The sequence below is a fragment of the Paenibacillus sp. GCM10027627 genome (assembly GCF_042675505.1).
Classification (GTDB): domain Bacteria; phylum Bacillota; class Bacilli; order Paenibacillales; family Paenibacillaceae; genus Pristimantibacillus.
This window is the reverse complement of the sequence record NZ_JBHTHB010000003.1, coordinates 390,760-410,886: the sequence shown is the minus strand read 5'-3', so window position 1 is coordinate 410,886 and position 20,127 is coordinate 390,760. Positions and strand designations below refer to the sequence as shown.

Genomic DNA, 20,127 nt, shown 5'->3' with positions numbered 1-20,127 from the left:
AATATGGTACGATAACGGCATATGAAGAGGGCGGAGGTACATGCGTTGAACGAATCGATATTAATAGTAGAAGATGAAGCTAAAATTGCAAGACTGCTAGAAATCGAGCTGGAATGCGAAGGCTACAAGACAGCCGCTGCTGGAAACGGTATCGATGCGCTGGAGAAGTTTCGTGGAGGTTCTTGGGATCTTATTTTGCTTGATGTGATGCTGCCGGGAATGAGCGGATTTGAGCTGCTTCGCCGCATTCGGCAAACCGATACGGGAGTTCCGGTCATTTTGCTGACGGCAAAAGGATCGGTGGAAGATAAAGTGGCGGGGCTTGATCAAGGAGCGAACGATTATGTGACGAAGCCGTTTCAAATCGAGGAGCTGCTTGCGCGGGTTCGGGCTGCGCTTCGTCTGCGTCCTGCGGCAAGCTCCGTTCCGGCGGCAGTGGAGGAGGCGGAATGGCTGACGGCATCGGATCTTAAGTTGAACGAAAGCACGCGTGAAGTGTTGCGCGGGGATGCTTCCATTGAATTGACGCCAAGGGAATTCGATCTGCTTGTTTATTTGCTCAAAAATAAACGGCAGGTGCTAAACCGCGAACAAATTGTGCAGGCGGTGTGGGGGTACGATTATTTTGGAGATACGAATGTGGTGGATGTCTATATCCGTTATGTGCGCAAAAAAATCGACTGCGGTTCCGGGCCCGAATTGATTCATACGGTACGCGGAATCGGCTACGTGCTGAAAGAAACCGTATGAAGCTGACGAGCAAAATCCATCTTTATTCGTCCGTATTATTTGCTGTTTTGCTTATTGTTATGAACGCTTCGATTTATTATTTGTTCAGCACTTTATCGATTCGAAGCCAGCTTGAGGCTACAGAGGCGAAAGCGGAGGCAACGGCCAAAGGAATGCGGGATGCGGCGGGGAAAATCGCGACCGCTGATTTGCTGCGCGCTTATGTTCCGCTGGATGGGCTGATTCGGATTGTAGCCGCAAATGCAGGAGGGAAAGCCGAGGGAGGGGAGAAAGAGGACAGACGCATCATTTCAACCGTTACATCTCCGTCTTTCCAAGGTCAAAGCGGAATCAAAGCGGTCTATTCTCCTGAATTGCGAGTCGCGAAGCTTACGGTAGACAACATTAGCTTTGCGCATGTGTCCGTTCCTGTCATTTGGAACGACGGAGAAGTGTTGAACATTCAACTAACGGAAAGCTTGATGCCAACGATGGAGCATTTAAAAGTGCTGCGGAACGTGCTTATTTTGGTAACGGCTGCCGCTCTTGTCCCAGTCGTATTGTCCAGCAGATTGCTGGCCAATATCATTATGAAGCCGATTACGGCTATGACCGCCACAATGAGAGATATTCAGCGCAGCGGCCATTTCAAGAGGCTGGAGCATGAGCGGGAGTCGAAGGATGAACTGTATGAAATGGGCGAGACGTTCAACGGGATGATCGGACTGCTCGAAAGCAATTTTGATAAGCAAAAAAGATTTGTTTCCGATGCATCGCATGAGCTGAGAACGCCGCTTACCGTTATTGAAAGCTACGCCAAGCTTCTAATGAGACGGGGCAAGGAGAAGCCGGAAATTGTCGACGAATCGCTTCATGCGATCCATTCGGAAGCGGTACGGATGAAAGAGATGACGGAGCAATTGCTGCTTCTTGCCAAGCAGGGGGAGCAGTGGAACGTCGTGCTGAACGAGGTTGATCTCGGAGCGCTCGCCGCTGATTCAGCTAAAGCCATTACACGCGCTTATGGGCGAGAGGTTAGCGTTGCGGCGCAAGCGAAGCGGGTACTCGCGATTACGGATGAAAACAAGCTGAAGCAGCTGCTGTTTATCTTTTTGGACAATGCGCGCAAATATAGCGGGGAAGCGATAGCTGTAACGGTATCGTTGAAGGAAGAACAAGCTTTGCTTACGATCCAGGACAAGGGGATCGGTATGGCAAAGGAAGAGCTGGAGAAAGTGTTCGACCGCTTTTACCGGGTGGATGAAGCTCGAGGACGGCAGGAAGGTCCTGGCGGCGCCGGACTCGGACTTTCACTGGCGAAGGAAATTGCGGATGCCATCGGCGTTCAGATCAAGCTGGACAGTGAAGTCGGCGTAGGCACGACGGTCACGCTCGTTCTGCCTGCAGGAAAGGGGCAATGACGGAGCAATGAAGGTTACAGGGAGAGATTCTCACCCGATTCTAATCTTAGCCGGTTATACTAGCGACAACGAAATGAGGAAGTCGAGGTGGCCGGAATGACAATAGGAAAAAGAATTGCTCTTACCTTGTCCGTTATGGCAGCCAGCGCGCTGGTGGCGGCGGTCATCGTTTGGGAGCCATGGGATGCGGACACCGTTATGGCGGAGGAAAAGGTCGTGGACTCCGTGCTGGAGCAATATCCCGGAGATGTGCTCGGTGTCGTTTTGAAAGGGGAAAACTATTATATTGAATTAAAAACGTCATCCGGTTTGTATGCGATCGTAGCGGATGGCGAGGATGGAACGATTAAGTCGGTGAACCGGCTTGAGGCTTGGCCTTCCGGCAGTCCGGGGACACCGGGAGCAACGCCTTCGCCGGACTCCACCGCCACTGGGGAGCCGACTGCTACGCCAAAGCCGTCAGCCACGCCCAAGCCTTCAAGTGGAGCAAAACCAACGCCCGAAGGCAGCAAGAAACCGGGGGCTACGCCAAAAGGTTCGGAGAAGCCGTCGCTCTTAACCGCTCAGGAAGCCGGAAAACGAGCATCCCAGCATGTCAAAGGAGCGGTCGTCAAAGTCGAGCGGGGACAAGGCGACGATTATTTGGTCGAGATAGAGACGGCGGAAGGCAAAGAAGCCGTTGTGCAAGTCAATGCGATTTCCGGGGCGATCATGTCCGTTACATGGGATGAGGATCAAGACGACGACGCGGATAACGAAACGGATGATGCGGACGACGATTGATTTTTGAATGAATGTGATGGAACTCCAATCTTTCCAATCTTTTTATCATCAAATTCTAATCTTTCTCTCAAGCTGCTCTCATTTGAGACAGTTATATTTAGAACAAGCAAGACAATACATGGAGGAGGCAAAAGAAAATGAAGATGAAACGTATGGTTGGGGTTGGAGTTCTTTCGATAGCGGTGTTGGCTGGCGGGGTGCTGGGGGCGAGCGCAGTCAAAACCGTGTCCGCACAAAGCGGGGCAAAACAAACGGCATACATCGGAACGGAAAAAGCGAAAGCAGCAGCGCTTAAAGTAGTGGCAGGCAAAGTTGAGGATGTGGATTTGGAGAAGGCAACCGGCCGTGTATATTACGAGGTCGAAATTGAAACAAAAGACCGTGTGGACTATGACGTCTGGATCGACGCCGTTACGGGTGCGGTACTAGGTTCGCGGATCGATGACCGTGATGATCAAAGCGATGATGACGATGACCGCCCGGCTCTAACGGAATCGTCTTCCGCAGCGGTGGCGGCACAGCCTGGCAAAGCAGCAGAGGGCTCCGCTAATGGGACGACTAGCGGCCAAAGCAGCAGCAAAGCAAGCAATCAGGCAAGCGCTTCAAACAGTGGAGTAAGCAATAAAGCAAGTGGGCAAGCAACAATTACTGCTGATCTAGCCGGTAAAATTGCCGCCGCTCATGTCAACGGCACTGTTGTAAAAGTGAAGAGCGACCGTGATGACGGACGTCTGGTTTATGAAGTGAAGCTGACGATTGCCGGCGGCACGGCCGAGGTGGACGTGGACGCGTTGACAGGGAAAATCGTCGATACGGATAAAGACTTGGACGATCAAGACGATGACGACCAATATGACGACAACGATGACGATCAAGACGATGACGACGATCAAGATGACCAAGATGACGACGACGACAACGACAACGACAATGACGACTAATAGCATGTAGGTAAGAAGCAATAGCAGCTATAGTCAATAAGTTGCAAATTAAGTATGGTTAGGTGAGTAAGAAACTAGGATTGCTAGGTTTGGCAGGCTTGTGTATTTTAAAAAAGAAAGAACCTTAATCTTGCATAATTTGCGAGATAGGGTTCTTTTTTTGGCCTAAGTAGCATTAATAAAAGAAAGCGCTTTCTTGTTTCGTTAGAAATATATTATAATTATGAGAAAAATAAGAAACTATATTAATTATTTATGCGTTTAACTATATGGAAACACTATTACATAGCCGAAGGGATTGGTTAGAATGACAAAGGAAAGACGTAGTGCAAAAGTATGGATGAGTTTGATGTTGGCAATCGTTTTGATGATGGTACCGCAACTGGCAACGGCAGCAAATACGACGATTCCAAAAACTTCTCCTCCGCCTCTTGTCTTTAAACCGAAAGCAGTTTACACCGGGTATACTTATTTATATACTTCTGCCATTTCGACAGTTGACAACAAAGACCAAACCGTTACCATTACGGCAACAACAACGACAAAAGTGGTCGTATCTACGATTGGGGCAAGCGTACAGCTTCAAAAGTGGACGGGAAGCGCTTGGATCAATGTGGGTACAGTGAAGGATCTATTCGATTGGAACACCAGCGCTCTTGTAAAAACCTCAACCAAATATACGGAGAGCGGCTATTATTTCCGCGCAAAGGTGACTCATTACGCGACGCATAACGGCACGACGGAGTCGGTTATCGAATATTCGTCATCGTTCCTGGCTCAATAAGAAATATTCTAATAGTAGAAAAATGGCGGGGCTCCTATGAGTCTCCGCCATTTCTTTTATTTAAGCCCGCTGGCTGTTTCTACGATGTCTTTTCCGGAGAGAGTTCCGGTGATGGATACGTACAAGTTGTCTTTAATAAGCTCTAGACTGCTGTGTCCGTCTGCGGTCGTAAACATGTACGCTTCAATTCCGTTAACTAGCACGGTCTTAAATTGGGTTTTGCCGATATTGCCGCCGGACGTCAAAACTTCATTTCGATGAAGCAGCCGCATTATGACGTTATAAAACTTGTTATCCTCGCCTTTGTAGTGCAGAATGGCCGTGTTTGCTTTTTTGCTGTTTGCCGAATACAGGACCCGGACTTTATCCAGTTGGAAACCACTCGGCACATTTTGAAATTTTAATTTCGGATAACCAAGCTCTGCTGCCGCTTCCTCCCAAGTGCTGAATTTCGCTTCTACTAAGGGCGCGGAAGAAGCAGGGGCCACATCCGATCCAGGTGAATTGCCTGTAAGAGCAGCATCCGGCGGAGGCGAAGTTTTCGCTTTTGTTGCAGTACCCTCGTTTCCTACGCTGCTGCCGAATACAATCCGTACGACGCCATCTTTAATGGAAGTAACGGCCTTGAAAATAGGATTGAAAGCATCCGTTGCGGTAGGTGTTCCGAACAGCACAGCGCCCAGTACAAAAGACGCTGCTACATAAGGCAATACCTTCAACCGCTTTCTTCTTCTGGCCCTGTGCTGGAGAAGCTTCTGGACTTTGATCCATGAAGGACCGGAATCTGGGATGAAGCGATGATTTTTGACGCTTTCTTCGAAGGCTTGGTCAAACACTCGCTCAAAATCTTCCTTATCGATTGGAATCACCCCATCTCTTGGTAAAAATTTTTTTCATAGCTTCTCTCGCCCTATACAGCTTATATTTCACCCGATCTTCTGTCGTTTCCAGCTCTGTCGCGATCTCTCTGTAGCTAAGCTCCTTTTTCCATCGGAGCTCGATTAAAGCGCGGTATTCCGGTCTCAATTCGTCTAGACATTCACTGATGGTTTCCGTCATCAGCTTAATCTCGACTTCTTGCTCGAGAGAGGCGGATTCAGTGGAGAATTCCACGCTTTCATTTATATAGACACTGTCAGAGTCGACATCGTTGCGGCTTTTTTTCGTTTTTCTAAAATAATTATAGACCATATTTCGAACAACGACTTTAATCCATGCTTTTAATTGGGCTTCTGTACTTGCGCGAGGGTTGCTACGGATGATTTTCAAAAAGGAAATTTGAATGATGTCTTCGGTTGTGGCATGATCCTTCACCATAAAAATAATGGGAGAATAAACAAGCTGGTAAAACTCCTCGTAAATTTCTTTCTGCAGCTCGGGCGATAGTGTGTAAAAGTCAGCGCCGGACAGGAGGATAATCTTGCCTTGCATCGTTCTTGCAGCCCCCTTGATAGGACATGTGTCAGAATAGATTTGGTAGATCATGTATGGATATCCTATTGCCATTATAACCTATCTGGATCGCTTTGTATTACAGAATTGTTTAAGAGAGGAAGTGCTACCTTTTTGCAGGTAGGAGTGTTAATAGATTGAGAGACGACAGCCGTGCAACCGTATGCGCGAGATGGACAATCAAAGGCTGGAGGTGGGATATGAAAAGAGGGAAGGCCATAGCTCTGATCCTATTCGTTTGTGCATCGATTCTGCTATGGCAGGATAAAGACATGATGATCGTCGAAATGGCTGCGAAGGAGAAAGGGTACTTTAGCATTTATATTTTTTGGGACGAAAAAGAGGCGGGAGACCCGTCTTTTCCATACCAATTGCTAAAGTCGCTGGATTCTGCGGAAGCCCGGAGGGCCATGAACATTAATCAGTTTCATTTGGTGAGCCTGATGGAAAACAATCATAAATATGATTATGCGAAAATACTTAATATAACCGAAACGCCTGCGATCGTCGTGCTCGATCATCAAAAAATTATTTTGGAGACGACAAAGCCAGAAGAGGTCCAGCGTTATTTGATGGGCGGCGCGGATTCGGATGTGGTTTGGCTTAGCGCGGAGCAAGCGGCAATGGAAAAAAGCATTGCGGATGACGATACAAACAAGTAAAGAGGAAGAATAAAAAAGCCGATCATTCGGGAACAAACGCTCATTCCCGGCTGTCGGCTTTTTTGCTGTGCTGTTGATTAGACTTGGACTTCCGCCAAGTAGTTTTCCAGAACGCTCATCATGCCGGCGTAGCCTTGTTGCACGTTCGATTTGAAAGATTCGAAGAAAGCATTCTCTTCCTCCGTAGCGGAGTACGGAATTCCGGTCATCGTTAGTTCCGTTCCTCCATCCACCGTTTTAAAGCTGACCGTATTATAAATTTCTAGCGGCCATAAAGCGCTGAACGGAGCGCGTACGATATTGCCTTCCTCGTCAGAAAACGCGGAAATATAAACAATCTTCTCCTTCGGAACAATTTCTTTGTATTCGAATTTGCCCCACATCAGCCCACCGTCTGGTCCGCTCATGTTATAGAGGTATGTGCCGCCGGGCTCGAACTCATGCTTCACGATATGGAGGTCAGCTCCCTTAGGACCAAACCAGTTTTGCAAGTGCTCGCTTTTTGAAAAAATCTCGAATACGAGCGCAAGAGGGGCATTGAATACACGAGTAATAGCCAGACCTTGCCCTTCAGCGGAATTGACAGTCGACATCGTTCAAAAATCCTCCTTTAAAAGGATAGAGCCTACGTTTGGTTGTTGTTGTCTTGCAGTTTCTTTAAATATTCGTCGATACGATCGAAACGGTCCTCCCACATTTGACGGAAGGAGTCCAGCCAGTTGTCCATTTCTTGGAACGGTTCGGTGCGCAGCTTGTAAAACCTTTTGTTGGCAACTGGCTGCACCTCGACAAGCCCTGCTTCGCTAAGGTATTTTAAATGTTTGGACGCTTGCGGCTGGTTGAGTGCCAAACGTTCGGCAATGTCGCCTACAGTCAGGGGGCCGTTTCGAAGCAGCTCCACAATTTTGAGACGATTTGGCTCGGCTAAAGCGTTTAACGTTGTGTTCATGAATTTAATATACCCCACTAAGAATATTCCCGTCAAGGAATACTATAAAATATGTTATACTTCTATCATAGCAGTTACAGGACGGAAAGGATAAGAAAAAAGATGAGCAGCCAGTTGGACAGCTTTTTGAATCGCAAACGAACGGAGCTTGGCATCGAGCTGAACGAGGTGCAGGCGAGGGCGGCAGGCCATACAAAAGGGCCGCTGTTATTGCTGGCCTCTCCGGGGTCGGGGAAAACGACAACGATGATTATGCGGATCGGGTTTTTAATTGAAGAAATGGGAGTCGATCCTGCCCGGATCAAGGCAGTTACGTTCAGCAGAGCCTCTGCTAAAGATATGAAGGAGCGGTTCGGCCGTTTGTTCCCGCAGCTGCCGCCGGTTGATTTTTCCACCATTCACAGTTTAGCGTTTGAGGTGTCGAGGATTCATTTTCATAAGACGGGTACGCCGTACGAAATTATCGAGGGTCAGGTGGAAGCGGAGGAGCAGGAAGGGGAAGATGAACCGGGCGGAAAGGCGCTCCCTTTGCATAAACGGATCATTTTAAGAAATTTGGTTAAAGAGATTACCCGCGAAAATGCAACGGATGACGGTATGGACGAGCTGACTACTTATATTAGCTATATTAAAAATAAAATGATTCCGCCGGAGAGATGGTCCGAAGTGAAAACGGATGTTCCTCAGGCTGCGCAGATTTTGAGCGAATACGAGCGGTTCAAGCGGACAGGCACGGCGAAGCTGCTGATCGATTTTGACGATATGCTCACCGTGGCTAATGAGGTGCTGGAGAAGGATGAGGCAATGCTGCGAAGGTATCAGCGGCGCTACGATTATGTGCTGACCGACGAGAGCCAAGATACTTCCCTTGTGCAGCATGCGATCATTGAAAAGCTAGCGAAGGGCCACCGCAACTTGTGCGTCGTGGCGGATGACGATCAGTCTATCTACAGCTGGCGCGGGGCGGAGCCTTCATATTTGCTCAGCTTTAAAGAAACATATCCCGATGCCGTAACGTTGTTTATGGAGCAAAATTATCGATCTTCTCCGGAAATTGTGAAGACGGCAAACCTTTTTATTAAACGAAACTTGAACCGGTATCCGAAGAATATGTTTACGCGCAACAAGGCCGGAAAGCCGATCGCCTTCAAAACGCTCGCGGATTACCGGGAGCAGGCCAAATATACGGCGCGTCAAATCGCCAAATTGGAGGAATTGACCGAAGTTGCCGTTTTGTATAGGAACAATGCGTCATCAATTGCTCTGATGAACGAATTCGACCGGGCGGGCATTCCCTTTTATATGAAGGATGCGGACAACCGCTTTTTCTCTCACTGGGTGATTGAGGATATCTTAAATTTTATGCGCATGTCCTATACGGACAAAAGAGCGGATATTTTGGAAAACATTCATTTGAAGTTCAACGGCTATATTAGCAAGCATCAGATGGCTGCGCTGAAGAGCATCGACAACGGGGAGTCCGTTTTTGACAATTTGCTTCAGTTTGTTCAGTTGCAGGAGTATCAGAAAAAGCTATTGGCGGAGGCGAAAGAAACGTTCCGTGAAATGAACGGCATGCCGCCGCGCCATGCGATACGGGTAATACGCTCCCGGTTGGGGTATGAGAAATCGCTTGAAAAAATGTGCGAGCGGCTCGGCTTTCGCAGGGATTATTTGATCGGCATATTGAACACGCTGGAGGATATTGCGGAGGGGCTGGAAACGATGGCAGACTTTGCCGCTCGCCTCAAATATTTGGAGAAAGTGCTGAAAGGGGCCAAATCGCGCAAAGGGCAAAACGCCGTTACGTTTTCCACTTTTCACAGTGCGAAAGGGCTTGAGTTTGACCATGTATATATGGTGGACCTGATCGACGGCATCATACCGGCTTCGGAAGATGGCAAGCGCGGAGCGGATGGGGCGGCTCCGCTTATGGAGGAAGCGGTCCGGCTGTTTTACGTGGGGATGACGCGGGCGCGGAAAACGCTGGAGATGGTCACTTATCAGCAAAGAGACGGCGAGTCTACGACGGAGTCAGCCTTTATGACGGCGGTGCGCGATATTGTGGACCCGGAGGGGAAGGATCGGCGTCGGACGGGTGCGGGAGCTGCGGGCAACGGCGGCGCTAGCTCGGCGAGCATGAGCGGAAAAGGCTCGCGGGCAGCAGGTTCTGGAGCTAAAAGCTCGGGAGTAATCAGTGTAGATGGGCGAGGGAAATCGCGATTTCAATCGGCTTCAGGCTCGGATACGGCGAACGGGATAAAGGCTTCGCGCGAGGCGAAAGCGTGGATTAATCCGAATGCCGTGAAGAGCCGGGCTGAGCTGGCTGTTGGCGCGGCGGTTCAGCACAAGGTGTTTGGCGCGGGCGTTATTGAAACTTTGGACGCCGAGCGAATTGCGATTCGGTTCGGAACGAACAATGTGAAAACGTTAGCGGTGGCGATGTGTTTGGAGCTGGGGCTTTTGGAGCTGGGTTAGTTGGAGAAAAGAAGGAGTAGGAACATGTATGAAGTCGAGCCAACGAGTGTCATTGACTCGACTTTTTTATTTAAAGGGGCACCTTTTTATAATTACAAGCAAGATGATGTGTTTGAAACTGAAAAAAATGGTAAATTACTTACTGTTTCTATGTGGGGTAAAGATAAAAGCATGTTTGTGAATGGAACTGAAGTTCAAGTTAATGACATTTTTTACGAAATACCAAAGCAATTTCTACCTAAGGAAGCAGCCCGAGAATTTGAGGCATACATAAAGGATTAAAAATTTCGAGCAGTCTGAGCTGCCGTCAAAATCTTGATGGTAGCGAGTAAGGATGAGGTTAGAAAAGATGCTATTGAAAATGATTGGATGTATGTGATAAGGAGAAGTTTTAATTAATGTTCGATGAAATTGATTTTTCACCTGGGATTGTCACTTATGATGGAACGCAATTTTTGGATCAAGAAGATATTTTTCAAGTCGCATATTCTGATGACATGTATATTATTGACGTTGGCTGGTATTGGAAAGAATTTGCGGTGTTTGTCATTAAAAATTTAGACTGGGAAAATCCGTTGATAGAAAAACGGTGTGTAGAGTTAGATGAACTGCATGAGGCGGTTCGGGAATGTTCTGAATACGTAATCAGATTATTAAGTTAAGGTAGTTTTGGTAATAACACCGGGGGTCACGGAAGTTAGACGTAAAAGGCCGTTTCTCGGCAAGAGCGGAGAAACGGCCTTTATGACGTACTTGCGATACAAAAAATGATTTTATTGAACTAGAATTTAATACCCTTAAATGATCTTATAATTTAATCCAGCTTCTGAGCGTCGAGAAGACGGATCAGAATGACCGCCGCTTGGGCTTTGGTCACGTTGGCTTTAGGATCAAACTTGGAACCGGACTTGCCGTTCATGATGCCTTGATCTACAACAAGGGCAACCGCAGATTTAGCATAGGATGCGATCTTGTTGGAATCGGCGAACGCTTCTAGAGCAGCCGAGTCGGCATCTGTTTCTTCGCCTAGATGCGCAAGAACGTTGGTGAGAACGATAGCGATGTCTTGGCGGCTGATTGTGCCGTTAGGGTCAAAGGATGTGGCTGATTTGCCTTTGATTAGACCCAAAGCCTTGGCTGCGGCAATGTCGCCCGCGAAATCGGAGCCTGCTGCTACATCAGCGAATGGAGCCGAGCCGGCAAGCGGCAAGATGCCAAGACCTTTTACAATCGCTGATACGAACTCGGCGCGGCTAATGTCGTTGCTTGCGCCAAACGTTCCGTCAGCTTCGTCGGACAGCAGCAGCTTCGCCGTTGCTCTGGCAATCGCTTCTTTTGCCCATTCTGCTTTCACATCGATGTAGGTGACGTTAGATTGAACGATTGAATAGATGCTGTTGCCATTACGTTTCAATTCTGCCGTAACGGTACCGTCAGCGTTTTTCGTGAAGAGGGTCGGTACTGGGCGGAATTCTTTTGATCCCGGCAAATAGACGACACCTGTTGCTTTGGATGGATCGACGTTCTTACCGTCCAGCGTAAAGATACGAGTAAGCGTGTTATCGTCAAAGTCTACGACTTCTTCCCACTTGTTGTCCGCTGTACGCTGTGAAATTTTGAAGTCAAGCGGCTTGATCAGAGTCGTCAAACCGTTGTCCTTCGCCAGCTTCTCAAGCGCTTCCGCATCGGCGGAGCTAGGCGGCGCAAGCGTGATTTGAATATCGCCGTTTTTCGGAAGAGCGTGAACCGGTACGATATAGGTAACATTGTTCCAAATGATAGCGAGCTCCGCATTTTCGCCTTTGGAAGCAAGGGCTGCAATGACCTCTTTTGGAATAGTCACCTCAGTTTGTAGAGCTTCTTTAGCTACGGTTACTTTAAAGGTATCTTCTTTGGAAGCCGCAATCGTTTTGAGCGCAGCATCCTTCAAGATCGAAATCGCCCATTTGCCGCCAGCATTCGTGTAAGTGGAATCCAGCTCGTTTTGGCCTTGACCCGGATTAGCATATACAGGCGGTACATAGAGTAAGGCAGTTGTCGCATCAAGCAAAGCAGGGCTGGACGTGGAAACAACTGTAGCTCCATTTTTCTGCAAGGCGACCACTTTAATCGTATATCGAGTACCCTCCGATAGTCCGGTCCAGGAATAGGAAAGGTTTTCCGTATAACCGGCTAGCGTGTTATTGAGATAAACCTCGTATCCAGTGGCGCCAGGCGTAGCATTCCATTTCACCGAAAGTTGATCAATGCCGATATTCGACACTTTAAGGTCTCCTGGCGACGCCAATGCCGCAGTCCGTACGGTAACCGGATTGCTTGCCGGGGAAACCTCCGTTATCACGTCCCCGTCCTTTCTCACGGAAAGTACAGTAATGACACGGTCTGTTGCTGCGTAAAGTCCGCCAATGCTGTACTTCGTTTCGGTAGTCGTGCCCAGGTAGATATAGTCTGCAAACACTTCGTATTCCGAAGCGCCTTCCACTGCATTCCATGTAATCAAGACGGAGTCATGGTCCTCGGCAACTCCATTTGCGACTGGCGCCTTAAGAGCATTTTCATTATAGTCGCCATGGATTGGCAAATCTTTGATGAGCTGCGTCGTCAACGTTTTGTTGCGGTCGGCGCTAATTTCCCAGCTCATGACGCCGGCGAGATTTAGCGTTTTGGCTAGCGAGCTGGTGTACATCATTGTAGTTTCGTCGTTGTACGTGTAGAAGAAACCAGTTTCCTGATTGTAGAGATAAGATATTTTTGAATATGGATTCCAGTAACGAACGTGGCCGTCTTTGTTGATCTTGTTCTCTTGCAGATCAGTGAAGTCAAATAGGCCTTGATCTCCCTCCCATGTTCCTGGAGGAGTTACTGGATCACATGCTTGATACTGTCCGTTTGCATCGCAACCAACCCATCCTTTTCCGTAGTACGGAATGCCTAAGTTCAGCTTGTAAGGAGGGACTCCGCCATTCAGATGGCCAAGCAGGCCTCCTCTAACATTGGCGCGTTTCGCATTGCGTCTTGTATTGTTTGGATCTTGATAGAGCGGTGAGTTATGGTAGCCAAAAAACTCCCAGTGACCGCTAAGGTCATAGCTCATAATGTTGATCATGTCCAAATAATGCACGGAGTTTTTGAGGTCGGCATTGACAACAAAGTTGTCGCCTTGCCCAGAAGCGATGGTAAGCAAATAATATTTGCCGTCGGCAGAGCCTGCCGCATCCAACGTTTCACGCACCGTTTTCATTAGTTTTGTAAAGTTAACGGTATCGTCAGGAGAATGGTTCGTATCGTCTTCTCCGCCTTCAATCGGATACTCCCAGTCGATATCCAAACCGTCCAGTTTAAATTCGCGCAAATATTTGACGACGGAATTAGCAAACGCACGGCGGGTAACCTCCGACGCAGCCATATTAGAGAAGAAATTGGAATAAGTCCAGCCGCCTACAGAAGCCATTACTTTGAGATGCGGATTGTTTTCTTTAATGGTTTTAAACATAGCCAAGTTGTTTAAATCGACTTCTTGGTCTCCAAGAATCATTTCACCATCGTATACGTAGTCGGACATAATTGGAATTTCGGGATTTTGACAAGCGGCTCCTTTGGAACCGGCTTTACGCCAGCACAGATCGAAGAAGGCGTAGTTGATATGCGTGATTTGCGAGAAGTCAACATCCGTTGGGAGATATTCACGGCTGTAAACCATCCATGAGCCGTAATAAGTAAAGTTAGTGAAATCGGCGCCAGGAGTGGAGGTAGCAGCTGCGCTTTGCGGCGATTGCCACAAAACATTTTTCGCGGAGACGGTATAGCTGTACGTTTGTCCCTCAGTGAGTCCTTCTACCACAAAGCGATTGGAATCGCTTGTACCGATGAGCGTATCGTCCCTGTAAATATCATAGCTTGTTGCGCCCGGAGTTGGTGCCCAGCCGAGTGTAGCTGTCGTCCTGCTGGACGTAATGATTTGAAGGTCTTTAGGAGCGGCAAGCTGTCCCCATTTAATGGTTAGCGGCGCAGAGTTAACCGGATTTTTGCCGACCGCCTGCGAGCCTACCATAAACGAAAACGAGGTGCCTGCAGCTGGCGCAACTCCACCCGGGAAATTGTAGGTAAAGGTGTCTCTGCCCGAGCCGTCGTAAATACCGCCGCCATAACCGCCGTTAACATAGAAGTCATAACCGCCAGAGTCGGGGCTTCCCGTAAATTTTACCGTAACGCCGGTATTGGAAATCTCGGTAATTCGAATATTGAGAGGCGGAGTGAGAGGAGCCTCTTTATATTCGCTTGTATCCTCGGTAGTCGTAAATGTGAAAGTTTCACTTTTTTGTTCTGGGGTCAGGGCAGCATATTGTACTTGGTTCGGACCCAGAATGAAAGTATAAGTAGTGTTCTCTTTTAACCCTTCAATCGTATTCCCGCCATCCTGTGTGTAAAACACATAAGGATCTTTGCCCAAAGGGACATTAGAAGGATTCCACACCCAATAATTATCGAGTTTATGAGCAGGGTCAAAAGTAATCGTTGCTGTATTATGCGTGGCTGAAACGACTTGAATATTCGACGCTTTAGTATTGCCGATTGGCTGACCGGTAGCTGTACCGTCTAAAGTTGTAAACTCCGCATAATCGCTTTTGAAATCGCGGCTGCTTGTATACGGTCTTACATACCAAGTCGAATAGAGCTTATAGGTAGTGTTAGGCGCCAAATTTTCCAGCGTTACACTGCCGTTTGATCCGATTGCCAAATGATTTCCGGATTCGCCATCATACCAGATGTCAATTTTGGATTGATCGGGATGGGTAGCCCAATTAAGAGTTGCGCTTGTAGCTGTAATCGAAGATGGATCCACGGCGAAATTTTGTGGGGCAGCAGGGAGAACTGCACTCGCCGTATTGTCGGTTAGCTCAGTAGTTGCTGGGGGAGTTTCTGTTGAAGGCTCTTCTGTGTTTTCCGGAGCAGCAGAAGTTGCTTCTGTTTGAGCCGCAGCGTCGCCTTCATTGGCATAAATTTCGGTAGCGCTTACAAAAGGGCTTAGCAATAAAGTCAAAGTTAAAAAAAGTATAAACATCGTTTTAAGTTCTTTTTTACGAACAGAGAAATACACCTTATCACCTCAATTGTCAAAGTTGAAAGTAGCGACATGACGGGCATGCGCTTAGTGGTACAAGTAGTTCACTATAACGAACAGAACGTCAAAAGGAGATCGTTAAGCGATCATTTGGAACCTAAAGGCTGGAATAAAAGTTGAACCGAATAAGAAGCGTAAACAGTAAGGGGTCATTCAGGGAACGGCTTGGCTGCAAGGCTTGACACATGCCATCGATTGCATATGCCTCCGCGCGTTCCTATTGGACAGAAGATGAACGAATTGTCCGTTGTGTTGAGGAGAAAACAGAAATGACAGCGGTTACGAAAATACAATGACAAACTTGAAGCGTTTTAAAATAACAGGGTACCGGTCCCCTTCCGGTTTCGTATCATTTGCCCTCCTTTTCCGTCTAATAGTTGGTTTGGTGCAGCTACTTCGGTGTAGCTATTTCCATCATGAGTCGAACCTAGGGCGAGCGGAAGGGGGAGATTTATGTGATAATAGGGGTAATTTTTAACAATAATGTAAAAATGTCGATATCAGCTGTCGTTTATAGTTGATAATTGTCGATAATGATCGAATATAAATACATTGTGCGAATGCATGCAACGAGCCGACATGATAACATAAGGGGGATTATACGATTTTGAAACAAAAGGAGTGCATCACAATGTCTACAGCCTTGAAACCGAAGTTGAATCGCGAGTATATGGTGAGCCAATTGAAAGAGCTCCTTGGCATCCCAAGTCCAAGCGGCTATTGCATGGATATTATGAAACACCTGAATAAAGAGGTGGAAGCGTTAGGATTTACGATGGAGCAAACGCCAAAAGGGACAGGAATCATTACCATTCCCGGCGAGCGTGCCGATAAGGTCATAGGCATTTCCGCCCATGTGGACACTTTAGGGGCTATGGTACGTTCGATTAAACCAAACGGAATGATCCGGTTTACGTCCATTGGCGGATACGCCATGTTTACAGTAGAAGGCGAATATTGCGTCATTCATACGCGTGACGGAAAGAAATATGACGGAACGGTATTGACCACTAAGCCGTCGGTTCACGTGTATCGCAATATACAAGAGATGAAGTTGGAAGAGGCCGATATGCAAATTCGGATTGACGAGTCGGTGGAAAGCAAAGAAGAGACGGAAGCGCTGGGCATCTCAGTTGGCGACTTCATTTCATGGGATCCACGGACGCGCATTTTCTCAAACGGCTGGATTAAGTCCAGACATTTGGACGACAAAGCAAGCGTAGCATCGCTGATGGGCATACTGGAATGGTTTGCTCGCGAAGGGAAAAAACCGGCTTATACGATCAAGCTGCTTATTTCTACATATGAGGAAGTAGGCCATGGCTGCGCCTATGTTCCAAGCGACATCACCGAACTAGTGGCGGTCGATATGGGCGCGCTTGGGGACGACTTGTCCGGCTCGGAAAAGAAGGTGTCCATCTGTGCGAAGGATTCCTCGGGACCATACGATTACGGCATGACTTCCAAAATGATCGATTTGGCGAAGCGCGAGGAGTTGCCGCATGCGGTTGACATCTATCCGCAGTATGGCTCCGATGCATCGGCCGCTTTGCGCGGCGGCAACAATATTCGTGCGGCGTTGATTGGTCCGGGTGTAGATGCTTCTCATGGCATGGAGCGTACTCATGCGGATGCAGTAGAGAATACAGCTGCACTTCTGCTGGCTTATGTAATGGAAGCTTAGTTTAATAGCGAAAAAAGGCGTGGCGCCGAACGATGCTGCTTGTTTGCATGGTTCGGCGCCACGCCTTTTTTTATTGATGCTTTTGAATATATTCGTTAAGCAGGTCGAATGTTTCGGTGAAGCCTTTTTTCAAATGGTCGCTCATCGCTTCGAAAATGCGCACTTCGGCTTTTTTGGCGTCATGCGCCGTCCCGTGCAGTGTTAGTTTTGTTTTGCCCTCGTACTCATCAAACGTTACGGTATTCAATATTTCGAGAGGCCAATCCTTGCTGAAATAAGCACGTATAGGGCGTCCCGTTTCATCTGCAAAGGAGCTGGTATAGACGAGCTTGCCGGGGCTTTCAATTTCTTTATATGAAAATTTCCCATACGTGAGGAGACCGTCCGGCGATAGCTGCTTGTAATGAATAAAGCCTCCGGGCTCAAGCGTTTGGGAGAGGATGGTCATTTCGTAGCCTCTTGGGCCCCACCAGTGTTTCATATGTTCTCCTTGGGTGAACCATTGAAAGAGCTGTTCGGGTGAAACGTCGTATATACGTGTCATATAAAGTCCGCGTTTTCCAGTTGCTGGCGCGGTTTTTTTCTTTTTTAAAAACATGCCGTAGTCCTCCTGGTTTGCTGGTTGTTTATGAGGAAAATATGATTCCAAAAAGTTGCTTCTTCTATTATAGCAAAGCTTGCTCCCCTAGACGATTGGCTGGGGGAAGATGCCGCTGGGTAAAAAGCGCCCCGCTATGGTATAGTGGAGCTAATATGCGTGGAAACGGAGAGGGAATGACATGATGAAAAAGACAGAACGGACTGAGCGGAATGAGCAAAACCGGAGCGGTGAGCGGGTGAGTCAGCCGGAAGGGCGACGCGATGGGAAGGGACGCTCTTCTTTTGGCGGGGAGAAGAAGGGGCAAATGGAGAAGAAGCAGCCTTTTGCGAAGGCAAAAGCTGGCGGAGGTAGTCCGTCGAGCGAGCGTTCTTTTGCTGGGCAAAAGGGTGGAAAAGGGCGTTCCGCAGGCGAGAAGAATGCCGGGACGGGTCGTGTTGTTGCAGAGCGAAATGCAGGGAAGGGGCGCTCCGCTACAGGACAAAATGCGGAGGCGAGCCGTCCGGTTACCGAGCATAATGCAGGAAAAAGCCGCCCCGTTGCTGGACAAAATGCAGGGACAGGCCGTCCCGCTACGGAGCGGAATAAGCGCCAAGATGGAAGAGCCGGTGCTTGGAGCAAGGGCCCGGCGAAAGGGACTGCCGAGGATGTAAAGCAAGGCGACCGGATTATCGTGACGATTAAACGAATCGGCATTAATGGAGAGGGCGTTGGCTACTACAAGCGGAAGGCGGTCTTTGTAGAAGGGGCTTTGCCGGGAGAGGTAGTCAAAGCCAATGTGACAAAAGCAGAATCGGGCTATTTGAATGCATCTCTTGTAGAGATTGAGAAGAAATCGCCCGATCGGGCTGAACCTCCATGTCCGGTATATGAAGAGTGCGGCGGTTGTCAGCTTCAGCATATGAATTATGAAGCGCAGCTCGCCGCGAAGGAAGAGATCGTACGAGAGGCGTTCCAGCGCTATGCTGGAATTGAGGAGCTTCCCATGCGCCCTATTCTCGGAATGGAGAACCCTTGGGGCTACCGCAACAAGGCGCAGCTTCAAGCTGGGAAACAAGGCGACGACATCATTACGGGACTTTATTCGGCGGGGACACATAAGCTTGTTGATATAAGCGGATGCGAGGTGCAGCATCCTGTCGTGAATGAAGTGATGGAAGGCACAAAAGAGGTGCTTGCGGAACTGGACATTGCGATATACAACGAACGTACCCGTCAGGGGGCGGTTCGAACTGTAGTTGCTCGGGTTGCTCAAGCGACAGGCCATGTTCAGCTTACGCTTATTTTAGATATGGACAAGCTGCCGGATGCGAGACGGTTTGTTCAGCGAATCCGGGAGAAGCTGCCAATGGTGAAGACCATTGCGCAGAACGTGAATAAAGGCAAATCGCCGCTTATTTTCGGAGAGCGCACGACAGTGTTATGGGGAGACGAGCGGTTGAACGAGACGTTAGGCGATGTTCGATTTTCTTTGTCGCCAAGGGCGTTTTTTCAGCTTAATCCCGAGCAAACAGTGAAGTTGTACGATGCAGCGAAAGAAGCTGCGTCTTTGACGGGTAAAGAGCTTGTAGTCGATGCTTATTGCGGCACGGGTACAATTGGGATGTGGCTGGCACCGGAAGCTCGTGAGGTACGGGGCATTGAGCTGATTCCTGAAGCGGTGCGGGATGCTCGAAGCAATGCGGATACGAGCGGCATTACGAATACGCGCTTTTTCGAAGGACGAGCAGAGGAACTGCTTCCCCAGTGGGTTGAGCAAGGCGTACGCCCGGACGTCGTAGTCGTTGACCCGCCGCGTACGGGATGCGAGCTGCCGCTCTTGCAAGCGATCGCTCAAGCTAAGCCGAAGCGGCTCGTGTACGTTTCGTGCAATCCTTCGACACTTGCGAAGGACTGCAAAGTGCTTCTTGGAAACGGGTATCAACTGGAATGGGTTCAACCGGTGGATATGTTTCCTCAGACGAGTCATGTGGAGTCGGTCGTATTGATGGTTAGAAAATGAGGTGTGGTAGGCTCGCTTTAGATGGATTATGTATAGAGCTTGTAAAGTAATGTATGGCTGGCTAGGGAGTAGAGGAGATAAGTTTAGCTTTATTGAGGGGGGCTCAGGTGTAGATCACGCCTGGGCTCTTTATTTAATAATAAATTAAGTGCAAATGCATTTATTTTTACTTCTGCACTTTCTAAGGTTTACTATATTAGTTGGGTGAACTTGGTGTTATCGTATACACCACCAATGTCTAGTTGCAGCTTCAATGTCTGTTATTGTTTTTCTCTGTACCCCCGACAATTTACCCTTAAATTAACAAAATCGTTAGGTTCCACGTAGTTGCCTGGTCCCCATAGAATATTTCATGTTGCATTATTCTTACTTTGTACAGCTTTATGATCAGTATTAAGCCTATAAGGATATCATTTTTACGGAATAGGAACGAGGTGATCGTCTGTATGGAAAACACAATAGGGTTACTTGACAATAGCGGTGAAAAAAATGTTGAGTCACTCTCTATGTCCAATACAGCCA

Annotated in this window: 17 protein-coding genes; 11 read left to right on the top strand and 6 right to left on the bottom strand. The window is 48.2% G+C overall.

The window, feature by feature from the left end:
* The first annotated feature begins 45 nt into the window (after positions 1-45).
* The 5 genes from ACFQZE_RS13730 (at position 46) to ACFQZE_RS13710 (ending at position 4,658) form a co-directional block, all read left to right on the top strand.
* Positions 46-750: a response regulator transcription factor gene (locus ACFQZE_RS13730; RefSeq protein ID WP_379357820.1), complete on the top strand. Its 705-nt coding sequence runs from the start codon at positions 46-48 to the stop codon at positions 748-750.
* Positions 747-2,150 carry a sensor histidine kinase gene (locus ACFQZE_RS13725; RefSeq protein ID WP_379357818.1) on the top strand — a complete coding sequence of 468 codons (1,404 nt, stop codon included), beginning with the start codon at positions 747-749 and terminating at the stop codon, positions 2,148-2,150. The genes ACFQZE_RS13730 and ACFQZE_RS13725 overlap by 4 nt, the downstream gene beginning before the upstream one ends.
* A gap of 96 nt (positions 2,151-2,246) precedes the next feature.
* Positions 2,247-2,933, top strand: coding sequence for a hypothetical protein (locus ACFQZE_RS13720; RefSeq protein ID WP_379357816.1), 687 nt, complete (start codon positions 2,247-2,249; stop codon positions 2,931-2,933).
* 137 nt (positions 2,934-3,070) lie between these two features.
* Entirely contained in the window at positions 3,071-3,874 is an 804-nt protein-coding gene (locus ACFQZE_RS13715) for a PepSY domain-containing protein (RefSeq protein WP_379357814.1), read from the top strand.
* A 349-nt stretch (positions 3,875-4,223) separates the two neighbouring features.
* Positions 4,224-4,658 (top strand): hypothetical protein, encoded by a 435-nt coding sequence (locus tag ACFQZE_RS13710; RefSeq protein WP_379357812.1) that lies wholly within the window; start codon positions 4,224-4,226, stop codon positions 4,656-4,658.
* Between the two features lie 56 nt (positions 4,659-4,714).
* Here ACFQZE_RS13710 and ACFQZE_RS13705 read toward each other — a convergent pair whose 3' ends face one another.
* A complete protein-coding gene (locus ACFQZE_RS13705; protein WP_379357810.1) occupies positions 4,715-5,527 on the bottom strand; it encodes a DUF4367 domain-containing protein in 813 nt (270 codons plus the stop codon).
* Entirely contained in the window at positions 5,511-6,089 is a 579-nt protein-coding gene (locus ACFQZE_RS13700) for an RNA polymerase sigma factor (protein WP_379357808.1), read from the bottom strand. The genes ACFQZE_RS13705 and ACFQZE_RS13700 overlap by 17 nt, the downstream gene beginning before the upstream one ends.
* A gap of 221 nt (positions 6,090-6,310) precedes the next feature.
* Between ACFQZE_RS13700 and ACFQZE_RS13695 the strand changes: the two genes are divergently transcribed.
* Positions 6,311-6,772 (top strand): hypothetical protein, encoded by a 462-nt coding sequence (locus ACFQZE_RS13695; protein ID WP_379357806.1) that lies wholly within the window; start codon positions 6,311-6,313, stop codon positions 6,770-6,772.
* A 77-nt stretch (positions 6,773-6,849) separates the two neighbouring features.
* On the opposite strand, the gene ACFQZE_RS13690 is transcribed toward ACFQZE_RS13695, so the two are convergent.
* A complete protein-coding gene (locus ACFQZE_RS13690) occupies positions 6,850-7,365 on the bottom strand; it encodes an SRPBCC family protein (protein WP_379357804.1) in 516 nt (171 codons plus the stop codon).
* A 32-nt stretch (positions 7,366-7,397) separates the two neighbouring features.
* Positions 7,398-7,721 carry an ArsR/SmtB family transcription factor gene (locus ACFQZE_RS13685; RefSeq protein ID WP_379357802.1) on the bottom strand — a complete coding sequence of 108 codons (324 nt, stop codon included), beginning with the start codon at positions 7,719-7,721 and terminating at the stop codon, positions 7,398-7,400.
* A 102-nt stretch (positions 7,722-7,823) separates the two neighbouring features.
* Here ACFQZE_RS13685 and ACFQZE_RS13680 point away from each other — a divergent pair, with 102 nt between their 5' ends.
* The 3 genes from ACFQZE_RS13680 to ACFQZE_RS13670 all read left to right on the top strand — a co-directional run bounded on the left by ACFQZE_RS13680 (position 7,824) and on the right by ACFQZE_RS13670 (position 10,861).
* Positions 7,824-10,199 carry an ATP-dependent helicase gene (locus ACFQZE_RS13680; RefSeq protein WP_379357799.1) on the top strand — a complete coding sequence of 792 codons (2,376 nt, stop codon included), beginning with the start codon at positions 7,824-7,826 and terminating at the stop codon, positions 10,197-10,199.
* A gap of 24 nt (positions 10,200-10,223) precedes the next feature.
* Positions 10,224-10,481: a hypothetical protein gene (locus ACFQZE_RS13675; RefSeq protein ID WP_379357797.1), complete on the top strand. Its 258-nt coding sequence runs from the start codon at positions 10,224-10,226 to the stop codon at positions 10,479-10,481.
* 116 nt (positions 10,482-10,597) lie between these two features.
* Positions 10,598-10,861 (top strand): hypothetical protein, encoded by a 264-nt coding sequence (locus ACFQZE_RS13670; RefSeq protein WP_379357795.1) that lies wholly within the window; start codon positions 10,598-10,600, stop codon positions 10,859-10,861.
* Positions 10,862-11,013: 152 nt separating this feature from the next.
* Here ACFQZE_RS13670 and ACFQZE_RS13665 read toward each other — a convergent pair whose 3' ends face one another.
* A complete protein-coding gene (locus tag ACFQZE_RS13665) occupies positions 11,014-15,261 on the bottom strand; it encodes a glycosyl hydrolase family 18 protein (protein ID WP_379357793.1) in 4,248 nt (1,415 codons plus the stop codon).
* Positions 15,262-15,952: 691 nt separating this feature from the next.
* On the opposite strand from ACFQZE_RS13665, the gene ACFQZE_RS13660 reads away from it, so the two are divergent.
* The gene (locus tag ACFQZE_RS13660; RefSeq protein WP_379357791.1) at positions 15,953-17,005 is read left to right on the top strand and encodes a M42 family metallopeptidase; all 1,053 of its coding nucleotides are present in this window, start codon (positions 15,953-15,955) and stop codon (positions 17,003-17,005) included.
* A gap of 70 nt (positions 17,006-17,075) precedes the next feature.
* Here the strand turns inward: ACFQZE_RS13660 and ACFQZE_RS13655 are convergent, their stop codons facing one another.
* The gene (locus ACFQZE_RS13655) at positions 17,076-17,603 is read right to left on the bottom strand and encodes an SRPBCC family protein (protein WP_379357789.1); all 528 of its coding nucleotides are present in this window, start codon (positions 17,601-17,603) and stop codon (positions 17,076-17,078) included.
* A 181-nt stretch (positions 17,604-17,784) separates the two neighbouring features.
* Between ACFQZE_RS13655 and rlmD the strand changes: the two genes are divergently transcribed.
* Positions 17,785-19,605, top strand: coding sequence for a 23S rRNA (uracil(1939)-C(5))-methyltransferase RlmD (gene rlmD / locus ACFQZE_RS13650; RefSeq protein WP_379357787.1), 1,821 nt, complete (start codon positions 17,785-17,787; stop codon positions 19,603-19,605).
* The last annotated feature ends 522 nt before the right edge of the window (positions 19,606-20,127 follow it).